Source organism: Caballeronia sp. Lep1P3, assembly GCF_022879595.1.
Taxonomy (GTDB): Bacteria; Pseudomonadota; Gammaproteobacteria; order Burkholderiales; family Burkholderiaceae; genus Caballeronia.
The window spans coordinates 3,042,486-3,055,116 of record NZ_CP084265.1; the positions used below are offsets into that span (position 1 = coordinate 3,042,486).

Genomic DNA, 12,631 nt, shown 5'->3' on the forward strand with positions numbered 1-12,631 from the left:
AACATCGCCGAACGCATTTGCCGTGTGACAGCTGAAATGACGCACGCCGTTTGCTCTTGCCGCATTTTTCCGGCTGACGCAATCGTTTAAGTTCGAAACTGAAGTGTTCCAGGTGACGACTTCAAAGCGGCGTGTCCACGGGGCTATGCGGCGAACTCGCGGCGGACCAATTGCCGCGAGTCGGCGATATTCTGTGCGCCGTCAAATCAAACGCGCAGGGAAGTTGCCATCCGATGAAAATTTACGATCCCGAGGAGACCGCTATTCGCATTTCATGCCATTCCGATGCATCGCGCTTTTCAGCCGTCTATTAGGGACGCGACGCCAACAGTTCGAAAAGAGACGGCAAAGTCGGCAAATGTTACGAACTAAAACAACGCCCGGTTTAATGACAAATGCATCGATGCCGTCATTATCCGTTTTGTGTTAATCTGCGAGCCAGTCCGAGGCTATACTGAAAACCGAAACAGCGGGCGGTCGACTCGCGAAGCCAATACACCACTTAGGGATTGCCCATGCCTTCATACAAGGAACTCCTCGCACAGCGCGAGTCTCTCGAGCGTCAGATCGAAGAAGCCAAGTCGCGCGAATACGCCGAAGTGCTTAATGAGATCAAGCAGAAAATGGCTGATTATGGGATCACGCTTCAAGAATTGGCCGGCGGCCGCAGCGGAAAATCCGCAAAGGCATCGCGCAGCCGTTCCGGCGTGGCGCCGAAATATCGCGACCCGGAAAGCGGCAGCACATGGTCCGGTCGCGGCAAGCCGCCGAAGTGGATTGCGGGTCAGGACCGCGACAACTTCCTTATCGGCAAGTAAGCAGCAGGCATTGAACGCGTCGAAAGAGAAAGCCGCGCCTCGTGCGCGGCTTTTTCGTTTTCCATGTAGTTTGCCGCGTGTTTCCGCGCGGAGCCCGTGTATGCCACGCGCCGGACGCCCCGCAACGCGAATGCGTCGCGTTTTTAAGCCCATGATTCTAAAGGCATAAGCGCTTCTTCGCTGATAAAATACCGATATCGATGATACGAGGCAGATTACATGTCGCCTTCGGTAAACCCCACGTCGGAAAAGCACGACGTCGCCGTGCGTACTACGTGGACGAGTATTGCGCTTAACTGCTGCCTGACTATCGCTCAGCTTGCCGTTGGCTTAATTGCGCATTCTCAGGCGCTGATAGCGGACGGCGTGCATTCGCTCGCCGATATCGTGTCCGATTTCATCGTGCTGATTGCCAACCGAAAGGCGGCCGCGTTGCCGGATGTCGATCACAACTACGGCCATAGCCGCTATGAAACGGTCGCCTCGTTATTCCTCGGCGGATTGCTGATCACGGTCGGCGCGGGAATGTTATGGCGCGCGGGCACGCGCATCGTAAATGTTCACGACATTCCGCCGGTACACGCAAGCGCGCTCGCCGTCGCCATTACCGTGCTCGTTTCAAAGGAAGCGCTTTTCCGCTATATGCTGCGCGCGGCGCAACGCGTGCGATCCGCCATGCTCGTCGCAAATGCATGGCACGCGCGTTCGGACGCGGCTTCGTCGCTTGTGGTGGCGCTGGGGATCGTCGGCAGTATTGCCGGCTTTAGAATCCTCGATCCGATTGCCGCCGCACTCGTCGGATTTATGATCGGCAAGATGGGCTGGAACTTCGCATGGGATGCGCTGCAAGACCTTTCCGACCGCGCGCTGGATGAAGCCACTACCGCCGATTTACGCGGCATTTTGCTGGGCACGCCCGGCGTGCGCGACGTGCACGAACTGCGCACGCGGAAAATGGGCGACCTTGCCATTGTCGATGCTCACATTCTCGTGGATCCGCTGATTTCGGTTTCCGAAGGACATTACATCGCCGAATCGGCGCGGGCGCATATGCTCGCGGATTCGCGCGTGATAGACGCGCTGATTCACGTCGATCCGGAAAGCGACGCAATGAATCCGCTGCCCGGCGATTTCCCGCTGCGCGCGACCGTCATGGAAGCCGTGCGCGCTGCGTTATCCGAACGCGGCTTATCCGTCGAGACGTTGAATCTTCACTATCTGAAGCGTGGATTCGACGTGGAAATCGTTTTGCCGCCCGCGCCGCAGAGCGAGACCGCGCCGCGGCTCGCGACGGTCGATCTGGACGCGCTCAGGCAAACACTCGGCGCGCGGGAAATCCGCGTGACGCAGCAAATGAGGCTCGCCGCGCCGAAGCCGGCGAGCGCTGCCCGCTGACGCCGCCCGCGATCAAAGCGGCAATTGCGTATCGAACTTGATCTCGCGAAGCACGACGCTCGTGCGAACCTGCGCGACCGCCGGAATCTTGAAAATGCGGTCGTGAAGAAACGCGTCATACGCCTTGATGTCCGGCGCGACGATTTTCAGGATGTAGTCGGATTCGCCGGTCGTGCTATAGCACTCGGTCACTTCGGGACAAGTCGCAATCTCGCGCTCGAATTGCTCGACGCCGCCTTCGGTGTGCCGCGTCAAATGAATATGCGCGAGCGCGCAGACATGCAGGCCGAGCTTTTCGCGGTCGAGCAGCGCGGTATAACGCTGGATGACGCCGGACTGCTCCATGTCCTTGATGCGGCGCCAGCAAGGCGTGCTCGAAAGGCCGACCTGATCGGAGATTTCCTGAACGGAGCGGCGGGCGTCCAATTGCAGAAGACGCAGGATTTTTTGTGAGAATGTATCGAGAGTCAACTGCGCCTCCATTCGGTCGCGATCTGACTCTAATGGTAGAGGCGCCGGAAAAGAAGCGCAATGCAACGCGCCCGCAATGAGGTAGTTTCCCTAACTCACTGGCCTGCCGGCGGGGTTTTACCTTCCGTAAGACTTTCCGCCGATGCCGCCGCCGCTTGCGAAGCGCGCAGTTCAGCGAGCATGTTGCAAAAGAGCGCGCCCTGCTCGATGGCATCGTCGAGCGCGACGTGCGTGTGCGGCAGTTCGTCGAACCAGTGCTTCGGCAGACGCGGCTTGATGGCCTTGCGATACGGCAGGCCGGTCATCGCGAACGCGAGCGTCTTGATGTCGAGCGCGGACCACGAAAACGGACAGCGTTCGGCAAAGCGCATCATGTACCAGAACATGTGCGTGAAGTCGAAGCCCGCCGGATACGCGACGAACACCGGCTTGCCCGGCAGCGCCTCCACCCATTCGACGTAGTTGACGAGCGCGACTTCGGGCTTCTGCAAGTCGGTGCGGCACGCGGCCCACGCTTCGGGCTGCGTTTTCCACCACGCGGCCTGCACCGGATGCGGCGCCGCGCCGTCGAGCGTTTCCAGATTCGCGGAGAACGTGGCAATCAACTGCTTGTCGGCAGTGAACGCCGCCGACGCGAAACTCAGCATCGAATGCGGGCCGGGAATCGGGCCGTCGGCTTCGACGTCGGTGCTGACATAGATTTCGGGAATCGCGTTCATGCGGCGACTCCATCGCGCACGAACGGATTGCTCCGGCGCTCCTCGCCAAACGTCGATGCGGGGCCGTGACCGGGAACGAAGGTCACGTCGTCGCCGAGCGGCCAGAGCTTTTCGCGGATGGAGCGAATCAGCTCGGCGTGATTGCCGCGCGGAAAGTCCGTGCGACCGATGGAGCCGGCAAAGAGCACGTCGCCGACGAAAGCCAGGCGATGCTCGCGGCTGAAGAACACCACATGCCCCGGCGTGTGGCCCGGACAGAAATAGACTTCCAGCGATTCATCGCCGAACTGAACGGCGTCACCGTCGTTCAGCCAGCGATCCGAAGTGAACGCCTCCGCGTTTGCGAACCCGAAGCGGTGCGTCTGCGCCGGCAGTTGATCGATCCAGAACGCGTCTTCCTCGTGCGGTCCTTCTATCTGTACACCGTAATGATCCGCGAGCGCCTTCGCGCCGCCGCAGTGGTCGAGATGACCGTGCGTGAGCAGAATTTTTTCGACGTCCACGCCCTGCCGCTCGACTTCCGCGATGATCCGCTCGATGTCGCCGCCAGGATCGACGACAGCGGCGCGCCGCGTGGCTTCGCAAATGACGATGGAACAGTTCTGCTGGAAAGGCGTCACGGGAACGAGAATGACTTTCATATGACCGTCGGAGGAGGCAGGCGGGCCTGTAAAAACGCTCATTGTACCGATGCGTCGGGCATCACTAGGACGCGCGGCGCGGCGACGGCGATCGGCTCAAAATCGGCAATTCTTGCGCCGATAGGCAGAATCAATGACGATTCCCGCAGTGTGCGCGGCCAGACCCTGCTTTTTTTGTATAATGCCAACACTTGTGCATGGATTTGACCATGCCGTCAATAGGCGACTGCTGAAACGCCAGTGCGTTTTTACAATCGCCGTCAGTACGCTGTTAGGGGCCAAAAGCCTCGCAACTGCAACTCAACGCACCTTCTCGTAGGTGCACACGTCTTGTCCAGCCGGGCGCTGCGCGTCCGTTCGATGGCCTTTGCTGCCGTCACGCTGGATGGGGCCTACGCCGCCGTTCCTGCGCCGTCAAGTTGTCGAGGCGCGCACGAACGTCATGTCACGTTCGATGGCGGCATGTGGGGTCTGGTCAGGCTGCCGGGGACAGGTTGCGCCAGACGTGAACGATAACCGGGCGTTTGCGGCAACAGTACGCCGCGTCCGAGCATCAGTCCGCCGTTCGCTCGATCGAACGGCGCGCTGCTTTGCACGGGAAAGCCTTTGGCTGCCTTGCGCGCGCTCATGAGCGCGGCGCGGCGGCCCCTTTACCGTTGGAACACGTCTATGAATGCTCGAATCATTCGACATATCGCAAGCCTGCTAGCCGTTGGCGTCCTGGCCGGTTGCGCCGCGCCGGGGTCCGGTGACGTTGCGTCTTATCATCAGACCGCACCTGCTATCAGCACGGCGGATGCCCGCTCGAACGCGCCGCTCGCATTCGACTCGAAGCTGAGCGCCGTGCCGACGCAGGACGCGAATCGCGGTCAGTCGCTGTCGGACGCGGAGCCGATCACCGCCGGGCCGGATGTCGGCAGCTTCGAACAGAAAGGCAAGGCGTCGTGGTACGGCCGCCTCTTCCACGGCCGCAAGACCGCGAGCGGCGAAAAGTACAACATGAACGCGATGACCGCGGCTCACCGCACGCTTCCGCTCGCGTCGTGGGTGCGCGTGACGAACGAGTCGAATCACAAGACGGTCGTCGTGAAGATCAACGACCGCGGTCCTTACGTGCGCGGCCGGGTGATCGACCTGTCGTATGCGGCGGCTTCCGCGCTCGGCATGAGCGGCGCGGGCACGCAGAAGGTGAAGATCGAAGGATTGACGCAGCAGGAAGCGCGTACGGCGCGCGAGCAGTCGCAATCGCTCGCCGACGACAACGTGAACTGATCGAATTCGTCTTATCCGATGCGAAGCGGGCCGTCATTCGACGGCCCGTTTTTCATTCGTCCCGGTCGCGCTTGGCGAGGCGCAGCGCCCGGTCATAGAGCGCATTGCGCGGCGCGCCCGTCAGCGTCGCGGCAATGCGCGCCGCGCTCTTCACCGACAACTCCTCGAGCAACGTAGAGAGCAGCGCGTCGTGCGCGTCCTCCGCTTCCTCGCGCTCGGGCGCGCCCTGCACGACGAGCACGAACTCGCCGCGCTGACGGTTCGCATCGCCTTCGAGCCAGCTAGGCCCTTCGGCCAGGGTGCAGCGGTGCAGGCTCTCGTGTAACTTCGTCAACTCGCGCGCAATCAGAAGCTGCCGTTCGCCGCCGAACGCCTCGGCGAGCGCGCGCGCGGTTTCGACGATGCGATGCGGCGCCTCGTAGAACACGAGCGCCATCGGATGATCGACCAGCGCGCGAAGCTGCGCGGCGCGTTGTTTCGCCTTCGCCGGCAGGAAGCCGACGAACGTGAAGCCGCTCGCCCACGCGCCCGCTGCGCTGAGCGCCGTGATGACCGCGCTCGCGCCGGGCAGCGGGATCACGGGCAGCCCGGCTTCGCGCACGGCATCGACGAGACGCGCGCCGGGGTCCGAAATGCCGGGCGTGCCCGCATCCGACACGCACGCGACGCGCTCGCCGCTTCGCAGATGTTCGATCACGCGCTCGGCCGCGCTGCGCTCGTTGTGTTCGTGCACGGCGATGGACGGCTTCGAGATGCCATAGCGCGCGAGCAGTTGCGCGGTGTTGCGCGTGTCTTCGGCGGCGATGCGGTCGACCAGGCCGAGCACATGCAGCGCGCGCACGGTGATGTCGGCGGCATTGCCGATGGGCGTTGCGACGACATACAGCGCGCCCGTCGGATAGTGCTGCCCTTCGGCCAATTCGGAGATCTGAAGCATGTGCGCGGGGCGTGCCTGATAAAGGATGTCATTCTGCCACGCGCGCCGCCGCCGATTTGCCGACAACTTTAACGAGGCGCTCATGTCCAAAACGCTCGGCGACGCTTTCGAAACGCGCGCGCTCGAATATCTGCAGCGGCAACGCATGCGCCTCGTCGCGCGCAACGTGCGCTGTCGCGGCGGCGAGATCGATCTCGTCATGCTCGACGATCGCGGCGCGCTGGTGTTCGTCGAAGTGCGCGCGCGCGCGAGCCGCCGCTTCGCCGATGCAGCCGCGAGCATCGGCGCGACAAAACGCGCGCGGCTCGTTCGCGCGGCGCAGCACTATCTCGCGACCTGGCGCGGCGCGCTGCCGGCGTGCCGTTTCGACGTGATCGCGTTCGACGCGGGCCGCATCCGCTGGCTGCCGGACGCGTTTCGCGCCGACGATCCGTAGCGTGCGGTCCGTCACATGACGCATGCGTTAAACTGCGCAAACTCGACGCTGGCGGCTTGCCGCGCAGTGCGCGCCTCGCGTCTCATGTCACACGCAACGAACGCCGCATCGCGGCCGATAAACGAGAGTCGATGTCAGTCGAACGCATTCAACAGCAATTCCGCGACAGCGCCGCGCTCAAACTCGAAGCACTCGACACGCTGGCGGTTCCCATCGCGGCGGCCGTCGACACGCTCTTCAGCGCGCTCGCCAACGGCTCCAAGATTCTCGTGTGCGGCAACGGCGGATCGGCGGCGGAAGCGCAGCGCTTCGCGGCGCTGCTCATCGGCCGGTTCGAGCGCGAACGTCCCGGCTTGCCGGCCATCGCGCTCACCACGGATTCGTCGATCCTCACGGCGATCGGCAACGACTATGCGTTCGAGCAGATTTTCGCGAATCAGGTGCGCGCCCTCGGGCAGGCGGGCGACGTGCTGCTTGCCATCAGCACGTCGGGCAATTCGGTGAACGTGCTCGCCGCCGTGCAGGAAGCGCACGAGCGCGAAATGATCGTCGTCGCGCTGACGGGCCAGGGCGGCGGCGTGATGGCCGAAGTGCTCGCGGATACCGACATCCATATCAGCGTGCCGTCCGAGCGGACTGCGCGCGTCCAGGAAATCCATCTGTTGACCATCCATTGCCTGTGCGACGGCATCGACGCGATGCTGCTGGGCGAAGACTGAATCTCACAAGGGGGAACGGAGTTGATGAAGAACACACGCGTCAAGGCGGCGCTCGCCAATGCCACGCTGACGGTGAGCCTGTTGTCCGGCGTCGCGCTGACGCTTCAGGGCTGCGCGCTCGCGGTCGTCGGTGCGGCTGCGGGCGGCACGCTGATCGCCACGGATCGCCGCACGCTGGGCGCGCAGACGGAAGACCGCGAGATTCAGGTGAAGGCGCTGTCGCGGATCAAGGAGAACGTGCCCGATCAATCGCACGTCAACGTGACCGTGTTCAACCGGCGCGTGCTTCTGACCGGCGAAGTGCCCGACGACGCGTCCAAGCAACGCGCCGAGGCCGTCGTGCGCGACATCAACAATGTGAACAGCATCGTCAACGAATTGGCGGTGCAGCCGGCGAGCACGCTTTCGTCGCGCGCCAACGACTCGTATCTCGAAGGCCGCGTGAAGACCGCGATGGTCGGCGAGAAGGACTTGTCGACGAACTACTACAAGGTCGTGTGCGAGCGGAGCATCGTCTATCTGATGGGCCTCGTCACGCAGGACGAAGGCGCGCATGGCGCGGACGTGGCGGCGCGCGTGCCGGGCGTCGAACAGGTCGTGAAGGTCTATCAGTACATCAAGCCCGAAGAGGCGAAAGCGCTCGCCGACGCCGCCGCAGCGGGCGCAAGCGCGCCGGCCGCGACGACGCCCGCGCCAGCGGAAGCGACGGTCGGCACGGTGCCGGACTCGTCGGTGACGTCGCGTCCGCTGGATCAGCAGTCGCCCGCGCCGGTCACGAACTCGGTCGTGCGTCCGGGTGCTTCTTCGGGTGCTTCTTCTTCGGGTGCTTCTTCGGTCAAGTAATGGGTGTTTGCCAGATGTTCGATGTGAAGTGTGTTGCGGCCGCGTTGTGCGTGTCGTTGTGCGTGTCGTTGTGTGCGACGGCGTTTGCGGCGGATCAGCCGGTTTCGCCGGCGAGTGCAATTGCGATTGCTCGCAGCAACGCGTGCATGGGGTGCCACGCGGTGGATCGCAAGCTCGTGGGACCGTCGTTTCAGCAGGTGGCGCAGAAGTACAAGGGCGATACAGCAGCGCCGTCGAAGCTCGCGAAGAAGGTGAAGGATGGCGGCTCGGGCGTGTGGGGCTCAATTCCGATGCCCTCGCACCCCGGCATGAACGATGGCGATATCAGGACAGTCGTCTCGTGGGTGCTGGCGGGCGCGCCGCAGAAGTGACGCGTCGCGCTGCTTGATTGTATGCGTGGGGCGTGTGGTACAATTTTGTTTCGTTGGGGGGGTAGCTCAGCTGGGAGAGCGTCGCGTTCGCAATGCGAAGGTCGGGAGTTCGATCCTCCTCCTCTCCACCAAAAACATGTCTTACGCTGTACAAGGAAGTCCCGAAACCCGCGTAGCTGCAAGGCTTCGCGGGTTTTTTATTTCCATTGTCATCCAACAGGATTGGTTGACATCCGGGGACACGGGGGGGCACATTCGGGGGCATGACAAGCTGAGCTAAGGCTGATGCCCCCAACGGAGATGAAATGCCCCTTACCGACGTTGAGATTCGCAACGCGCGGCCACGCGAGAAATCCTACCGCCTTGCAGACGGTGCCGGCATGTACCTAGAAGTGGCTCCTGCTGGAGGGAAGTACTGGCGACTTAAGTACCGCTTTGCCGGGAAAGAAAAGCGACTGGCGCTTGGGGTCTATCCAGATATCAGTGCCAAAGAGGCACGCGGCCGGCGAGACGCGGCTCGAAAGCTCCTGGCCGACGGCATTGACCCTGGCGTCGAGCGCAAGGTTCAGAAAGCCGTTGGTCACGAACGTGCTGCAAACAGTTTCGAGGCTGTGGCTCGCGAATGGTTTACCCGACATTCGCCGGGCTGGGCAAAAACCCACGCCGATAAAATAATCGCTCGCCTTGAGAATGACGTATTTCCTTGGCTTGGAAGCAGAGCGATCGCAGAGATCAAGGCACCGGAAGTCTTGTCGGTCTTGCGAAGAGTTGAAGCGCGCGGTGCCCTCGATACCGCACATCGTGTTCATCAAAACTGCGGCCAAGTGTTTCGATACGCCATAGCGACGGGGCGTGCCGAGCGCGACGTAGGCAGCGATTTGCGGGGCGCACTGCCACCAGCAAGGCATACGCACTTCGCGTCCGTTACAGACCCCACAGAGGTTGCTGCACTTCTGCGAGCACTTGACGCCTTCCAGGGAACATTCGTCGTTCAGTGTGCGTTACGCTTGGCGCCTTTGTTGTTTGTGCGGCCGGGGGAACTGCGCACAGCGGAGTGGTCGCAGTTCGATCTCGACAAGGGGCAGTGGCGCTATGCGGTCTCCAAGACCAAAACGGAACACCTTGTGCCGCTTGCCGCTCAGGCTTTGGCAATCTTGCATGAACTGCATGCGCTTACCGGCGCACGGAGATACGTTTTTCCAGGACGGGACGTCAAGAAGCCAATGAGTGGTGCGGCAGTCAACGCGGCCCTGAGGCGGATGGGCTTCGATACCAAAACCGAAATTACCGGACATGGCTTTCGGGCGATGGCGCGCACAATACTTCACGAGCAGCTGCGCTTTCCAAGTGAGGTGATTGAGCATCAGTTGGCGCACAAGGTGCCCGATGCGCTCGGCACAGCCTATAACCGCACGAAGTTTATCGATGACCGAGTATTGATGATGCAGAGGTGGGCCGACTATTTGGATAAGCTCAAGGCCGGGGCGCACGGGGTTCATATTGCAGCAGCGGCTCGCTAAATCTGTGACGTTCACGTGTCCGTTCGAGTCAGATGCGAGGCGCTCCCTGTCCGGCGCGATGAGGGCATGCGGCAGTCGAGACCTGCAGAATAGTAGTCACTTAACTGCAGTCGTTACTAACAACCATCTTGCGGGGGTAAAAGTGCGAGGTCGCGTCAAACTGCGGTCAGATCCTCTGATCGAATATCTGAACTTTTGTCAGGCGATTGCCGAAGCCGTTTGTCCGACCGGGGAGAATGGCCTGGAAGGCATCGAGTGCGTGACCGGAAAGATCGTGACTCGTCACGTTCCGATTCCAGAGTCCGGTGGTATTGCCTCCGGGCCGTTCCGGCATTGCTGGCAGAGCGTGTTGATCTCGGAGGACGGTCGCACACTAAATGAACTTTTGCCGTCTGACCTACCGCATCCTGTTGAAAACGGAGTGCTTGAGCTTCCGCTTCCCGATGCTTCGCCCAGACAGGTTGGTGAGCTGACGCTGCCGTTTAAGTTGAGCGACGCCGATCGACGTGAACTCGCGAAAGTGTTGACGAAACTGCCCCCACTGCGCTACCCGATGGCGGAAGAAGCGACCGCTGCGTTCATGGAGGCCTACTTCAACCTGTCAGATCGACCCATGTGGGTGCCGGACTTGGTGAGCGCGGCGACAATCAATCGGCGCAAGGCGGAACAGGCCACAGCGCTAGAGCGCCATCAAAAGGCACTGAAACGAGCGTTTGAAGCGGGGTGGCTCGTTCCCGTCAATGCTTACCGTGCTCCTGTCGCGATTCTGACGGCCGGTACGCTTATCCCTCGCGCACAGGCGATCGTGTACCTTGAGCAGCATGGTCTTGAGTACGACGTTGAATCATCAGGCGGCATTAACCCGGATGTCGGCGCTGCGGGTGACGACGTATCCCCGAAACCAGCGACACCTGAATCGTCGCGCAACGCTCTGACGAGCCCTGGGTGGACCGGGAAGGTCAGCCCCAGTGAGCGGGCGGCCGCCGCCGTGCAAGTCTACAGGGACCTGAAGCAGGCAGGCGAGAGGAATTACACAATGCAGACCGCATTAAGATTCGGTGTCAGTAAGCGAAGCATTAGCAAGTGGGTCAAGGAAGCCAAAGAGCGCGAGAAACAGCAGAAGACCGAGCGGCTCCCAGCGAGCTTCTTCCCCACCAGTCAGTAGAAATCGTTCCGACTTCATTCCGACCTGCTTCCGGCCTAGACGTTAGCGGCCTCGCCAGCTAAGGGCGCACACAGGCCGACAAATATCGCTTGCCCGGAACTCCCGTTCCGACCGCATTCTCCATCACTCACGGCGCTCGCCGGATCACAGCGGACGAGGACAGACATCCTCGGCGCCATAACCAGTGACGGAGAAACTCATGACCAAGCAACTGCAGGACACCGTTCTGCGCCAACCCAATTCCCCGGGCCGCAGCGGGTCGGCCGACGCCACCTCGATGGCTCGTCAACTCGACAAGGCACTGCGTATCCTGCGTATGAAGCAGTTGATCGAATGCACGAATCTCTCACGCGCGACCCTGTACGTCCTCATGGCGACTGACCCGACGTTCCCTCGCAAGATCAAGCTCACGGCGCGGTCTGTCGGCTTTTTGGAATCGGAAGTTGATGCCTGGATCGTCGCGCGCGCTTTACTGCGCAGCGCGGTTTGAAGGGGGAAGGAGTGATGAACCCCATTGCGCAGATCAGTCCGTCGGCCGACACCGATCCAACTGTCGCAGCCGTCGCGCCATGACTCGCCGCGTCAAGACCGACCTGCTGATGATGTTTGCAACGTTGGGCGCGGCACTGACTACCGCGGCTCCGGTCCGTACTGGCACGCTTTCGGGCGAGCAGCGGGGTGAGTTGCCGAACCGTTGTGTTCCGTGGCCGGCCGAAGTGATCGAGCAGACGTTGAAGCGCCAGGCACCCAGTTTTGAATTCTGAAATCAGCATCGCGGCATCAAGCCGCCGACAAACCAGTACAGGAGTATTTAACGATGAATACCACTGACCAAAACAAAGTCAGTGCACCGGATGACGCGCAACGTCTGATCGAACAGCTCGATGCGTTGCAGCCGGGCAAGCAGCAGCAAAAGACTTTGCAGTTCCAGAAGTTGTATCCGGCAATCGAGCGCGCGTTGGCTCGCGAGGTGCCGCAAAAAGCGATCATCGTCGAATTGGAAAAAATGGGGCTGCATGTCTCGATGGGTGGCTTCCGCTCGTTGCTCGAAGTCGAACGCAAGTTGCGCACCGAAAACGGCAACCGTCTGTGTTGCGAGCACTGCGGCTCGAATCTCCCGCGTGAAGGCGACGACGGCAGCGAGTCATGGTCACATGCGACGTGTAAGCAGTAGGGCGCAACGGTACACGCCAGATCCACGCCGGATGTAATGTGTCGTAGTTGAAGTCAATAGACCGTCGGTAAATTTCATCTAGTAAAATAAGGAATACAAATGAAAAAAATAAAAGATCAAGCATTGTGGAATGCGACCGATGTTTTGCAG

16 protein-coding genes and 1 tRNA gene are annotated in these 12,631 nt (G+C 61.4%); 13 read left to right on the plus strand and 4 right to left on the minus strand.

Features of this window, described 5'->3' with window-relative positions:
• Positions 1-515: 515 nt before the first annotated feature.
• Together LDZ27_RS14305 and LDZ27_RS14310 are read left to right on the plus strand one after the other, a co-directional pair.
• Complete coding sequence (locus tag LDZ27_RS14305; RefSeq protein ID WP_244814713.1) at positions 516-818, plus strand: H-NS family nucleoid-associated regulatory protein; 303 nt, start codon at positions 516-518, stop codon at positions 816-818.
• Between the two features lie 219 nt (positions 819-1,037).
• Positions 1,038-2,213 (plus strand): cation diffusion facilitator family transporter, encoded by a 1,176-nt coding sequence (locus LDZ27_RS14310; protein ID WP_244814714.1) that lies wholly within the window; start codon positions 1,038-1,040, stop codon positions 2,211-2,213.
• A 12-nt stretch (positions 2,214-2,225) separates the two neighbouring features.
• On the opposite strand, the gene LDZ27_RS14315 is transcribed toward LDZ27_RS14310, so the two are convergent.
• The 3 genes from LDZ27_RS14315 to LDZ27_RS14325 all read right to left on the minus strand — a co-directional run bounded on the left by LDZ27_RS14315 (position 2,226) and on the right by LDZ27_RS14325 (position 4,044).
• The gene (locus tag LDZ27_RS14315; RefSeq protein WP_016346759.1) at positions 2,226-2,696 is read right to left on the minus strand and encodes an Lrp/AsnC family transcriptional regulator; all 471 of its coding nucleotides are present in this window, start codon (positions 2,694-2,696) and stop codon (positions 2,226-2,228) included.
• A gap of 83 nt (positions 2,697-2,779) precedes the next feature.
• A complete protein-coding gene (locus LDZ27_RS14320) occupies positions 2,780-3,403 on the minus strand; it encodes an exonuclease (RefSeq protein WP_244814715.1) in 624 nt (207 codons plus the stop codon).
• Positions 3,400-4,044, minus strand: a complete 645-nt coding sequence (locus LDZ27_RS14325) for an MBL fold metallo-hydrolase (protein ID WP_244814716.1) — start codon at positions 4,042-4,044, stop codon at positions 3,400-3,402. Before LDZ27_RS14325 ends, LDZ27_RS14320 begins: the two co-directional genes overlap by 4 nt.
• Positions 4,045-4,713: 669 nt before the next feature.
• On the opposite strand from LDZ27_RS14325, the gene LDZ27_RS14330 reads away from it, so the two are divergent.
• Positions 4,714-5,316, plus strand: a complete 603-nt coding sequence (locus LDZ27_RS14330; protein ID WP_244814717.1) for a septal ring lytic transglycosylase RlpA family protein — start codon at positions 4,714-4,716, stop codon at positions 5,314-5,316.
• 52 nt (positions 5,317-5,368) lie between these two features.
• Here LDZ27_RS14330 and rsmI read toward each other — a convergent pair whose 3' ends face one another.
• Positions 5,369-6,253, minus strand: coding sequence for a 16S rRNA (cytidine(1402)-2'-O)-methyltransferase (gene rsmI / locus LDZ27_RS14335; protein ID WP_244814718.1), 885 nt, complete (start codon positions 6,251-6,253; stop codon positions 5,369-5,371).
• A 25-nt stretch (positions 6,254-6,278) separates the two neighbouring features.
• On the opposite strand from rsmI, the gene LDZ27_RS14340 reads away from it, so the two are divergent.
• The 10 genes from LDZ27_RS14340 to LDZ27_RS14385 all read left to right on the plus strand — a co-directional run bounded on the left by LDZ27_RS14340 (position 6,279) and on the right by LDZ27_RS14385 (position 12,481).
• Complete coding sequence (locus tag LDZ27_RS14340; protein ID WP_244814719.1) at positions 6,279-6,689, plus strand: YraN family protein; 411 nt, start codon at positions 6,279-6,281, stop codon at positions 6,687-6,689.
• Between the two features lie 131 nt (positions 6,690-6,820).
• The gene (locus tag LDZ27_RS14345) at positions 6,821-7,408 is read left to right on the plus strand and encodes a phosphoheptose isomerase (RefSeq protein ID WP_244814720.1); all 588 of its coding nucleotides are present in this window, start codon (positions 6,821-6,823) and stop codon (positions 7,406-7,408) included.
• A 24-nt stretch (positions 7,409-7,432) separates the two neighbouring features.
• Positions 7,433-8,251: a BON domain-containing protein gene (locus LDZ27_RS14350; protein WP_244814721.1), complete on the plus strand. Its 819-nt coding sequence runs from the start codon at positions 7,433-7,435 to the stop codon at positions 8,249-8,251.
• Between the two features lie 14 nt (positions 8,252-8,265).
• Entirely contained in the window at positions 8,266-8,622 is a 357-nt protein-coding gene (locus LDZ27_RS14355) for a c-type cytochrome (protein ID WP_244814722.1), read from the plus strand.
• Positions 8,623-8,677: 55 nt separating this feature from the next.
• Positions 8,678-8,753: transfer RNA gene (locus LDZ27_RS14360), tRNA-Ala, on the plus strand.
• Between the two features lie 174 nt (positions 8,754-8,927).
• Positions 8,928-10,142 (plus strand): integrase arm-type DNA-binding domain-containing protein, encoded by a 1,215-nt coding sequence (locus LDZ27_RS14365; RefSeq protein WP_244814723.1) that lies wholly within the window; start codon positions 8,928-8,930, stop codon positions 10,140-10,142.
• Positions 10,143-10,284: 142 nt separating this feature from the next.
• Positions 10,285-11,307 (plus strand): hypothetical protein, encoded by a 1,023-nt coding sequence (locus LDZ27_RS14370; protein ID WP_244814724.1) that lies wholly within the window; start codon positions 10,285-10,287, stop codon positions 11,305-11,307.
• A 199-nt stretch (positions 11,308-11,506) separates the two neighbouring features.
• Complete coding sequence (locus tag LDZ27_RS14375; protein WP_244814725.1) at positions 11,507-11,797, plus strand: AlpA family transcriptional regulator; 291 nt, start codon at positions 11,507-11,509, stop codon at positions 11,795-11,797.
• Between the two features lie 79 nt (positions 11,798-11,876).
• Positions 11,877-12,071: a hypothetical protein gene (locus LDZ27_RS14380; protein ID WP_244814726.1), complete on the plus strand. Its 195-nt coding sequence runs from the start codon at positions 11,877-11,879 to the stop codon at positions 12,069-12,071.
• A gap of 53 nt (positions 12,072-12,124) precedes the next feature.
• Positions 12,125-12,481 carry a hypothetical protein gene (locus LDZ27_RS14385; protein ID WP_244814727.1) on the plus strand — a complete coding sequence of 119 codons (357 nt, stop codon included), beginning with the start codon at positions 12,125-12,127 and terminating at the stop codon, positions 12,479-12,481.
• Positions 12,482-12,631: the final 150 nt, after the last annotated feature.

Excerpts from the sequence above, each read along its gene's own strand:
- LDZ27_RS14305 (WP_244814713.1), top strand. The coding sequence starts at position 516 with ATGCCTTCATACAAGGAACTCCTCGCACAGCGCGAGTCTCTCGAGCGT.
- LDZ27_RS14340 (WP_244814719.1), top strand. The coding sequence starts at position 6,279 with ATGTCATTCTGCCACGCGCGCCGCCGCCGATTTGCCGACAACTTTAAC.
- LDZ27_RS14375 (WP_244814725.1), top strand. The coding sequence starts at position 11,507 with ATGACCAAGCAACTGCAGGACACCGTTCTGCGCCAACCCAATTCCCCG.
- LDZ27_RS14355 (WP_244814722.1), top strand. The coding sequence starts at position 8,266 with ATGTTCGATGTGAAGTGTGTTGCGGCCGCGTTGTGCGTGTCGTTGTGC.
- rsmI (WP_244814718.1), bottom strand. The coding sequence starts at position 6,253 with ATGCTTCAGATCTCCGAATTGGCCGAAGGGCAGCACTATCCGACGGGC.
- LDZ27_RS14380 (WP_244814726.1), top strand. The coding sequence starts at position 11,877 with ATGACTCGCCGCGTCAAGACCGACCTGCTGATGATGTTTGCAACGTTG.
- LDZ27_RS14350 (WP_244814721.1), top strand. The coding sequence starts at position 7,433 with ATGAAGAACACACGCGTCAAGGCGGCGCTCGCCAATGCCACGCTGACG.
- LDZ27_RS14320 (WP_244814715.1), bottom strand. The coding sequence starts at position 3,403 with ATGAACGCGATTCCCGAAATCTATGTCAGCACCGACGTCGAAGCCGAC.
- LDZ27_RS14345 (WP_244814720.1), top strand. The coding sequence starts at position 6,821 with ATGTCAGTCGAACGCATTCAACAGCAATTCCGCGACAGCGCCGCGCTC.
- LDZ27_RS14310 (WP_244814714.1), top strand. The coding sequence starts at position 1,038 with ATGTCGCCTTCGGTAAACCCCACGTCGGAAAAGCACGACGTCGCCGTG.
- LDZ27_RS14365 (WP_244814723.1), top strand. The coding sequence starts at position 8,928 with ATGCCCCTTACCGACGTTGAGATTCGCAACGCGCGGCCACGCGAGAAA.
- LDZ27_RS14330 (WP_244814717.1), top strand. The coding sequence starts at position 4,714 with ATGAATGCTCGAATCATTCGACATATCGCAAGCCTGCTAGCCGTTGGC.
- LDZ27_RS14315 (WP_016346759.1), bottom strand. The coding sequence starts at position 2,696 with ATGGAGGCGCAGTTGACTCTCGATACATTCTCACAAAAAATCCTGCGT.
- LDZ27_RS14325 (WP_244814716.1), bottom strand. The coding sequence starts at position 4,044 with ATGAAAGTCATTCTCGTTCCCGTGACGCCTTTCCAGCAGAACTGTTCC.
- LDZ27_RS14385 (WP_244814727.1), top strand. The coding sequence starts at position 12,125 with ATGAATACCACTGACCAAAACAAAGTCAGTGCACCGGATGACGCGCAA.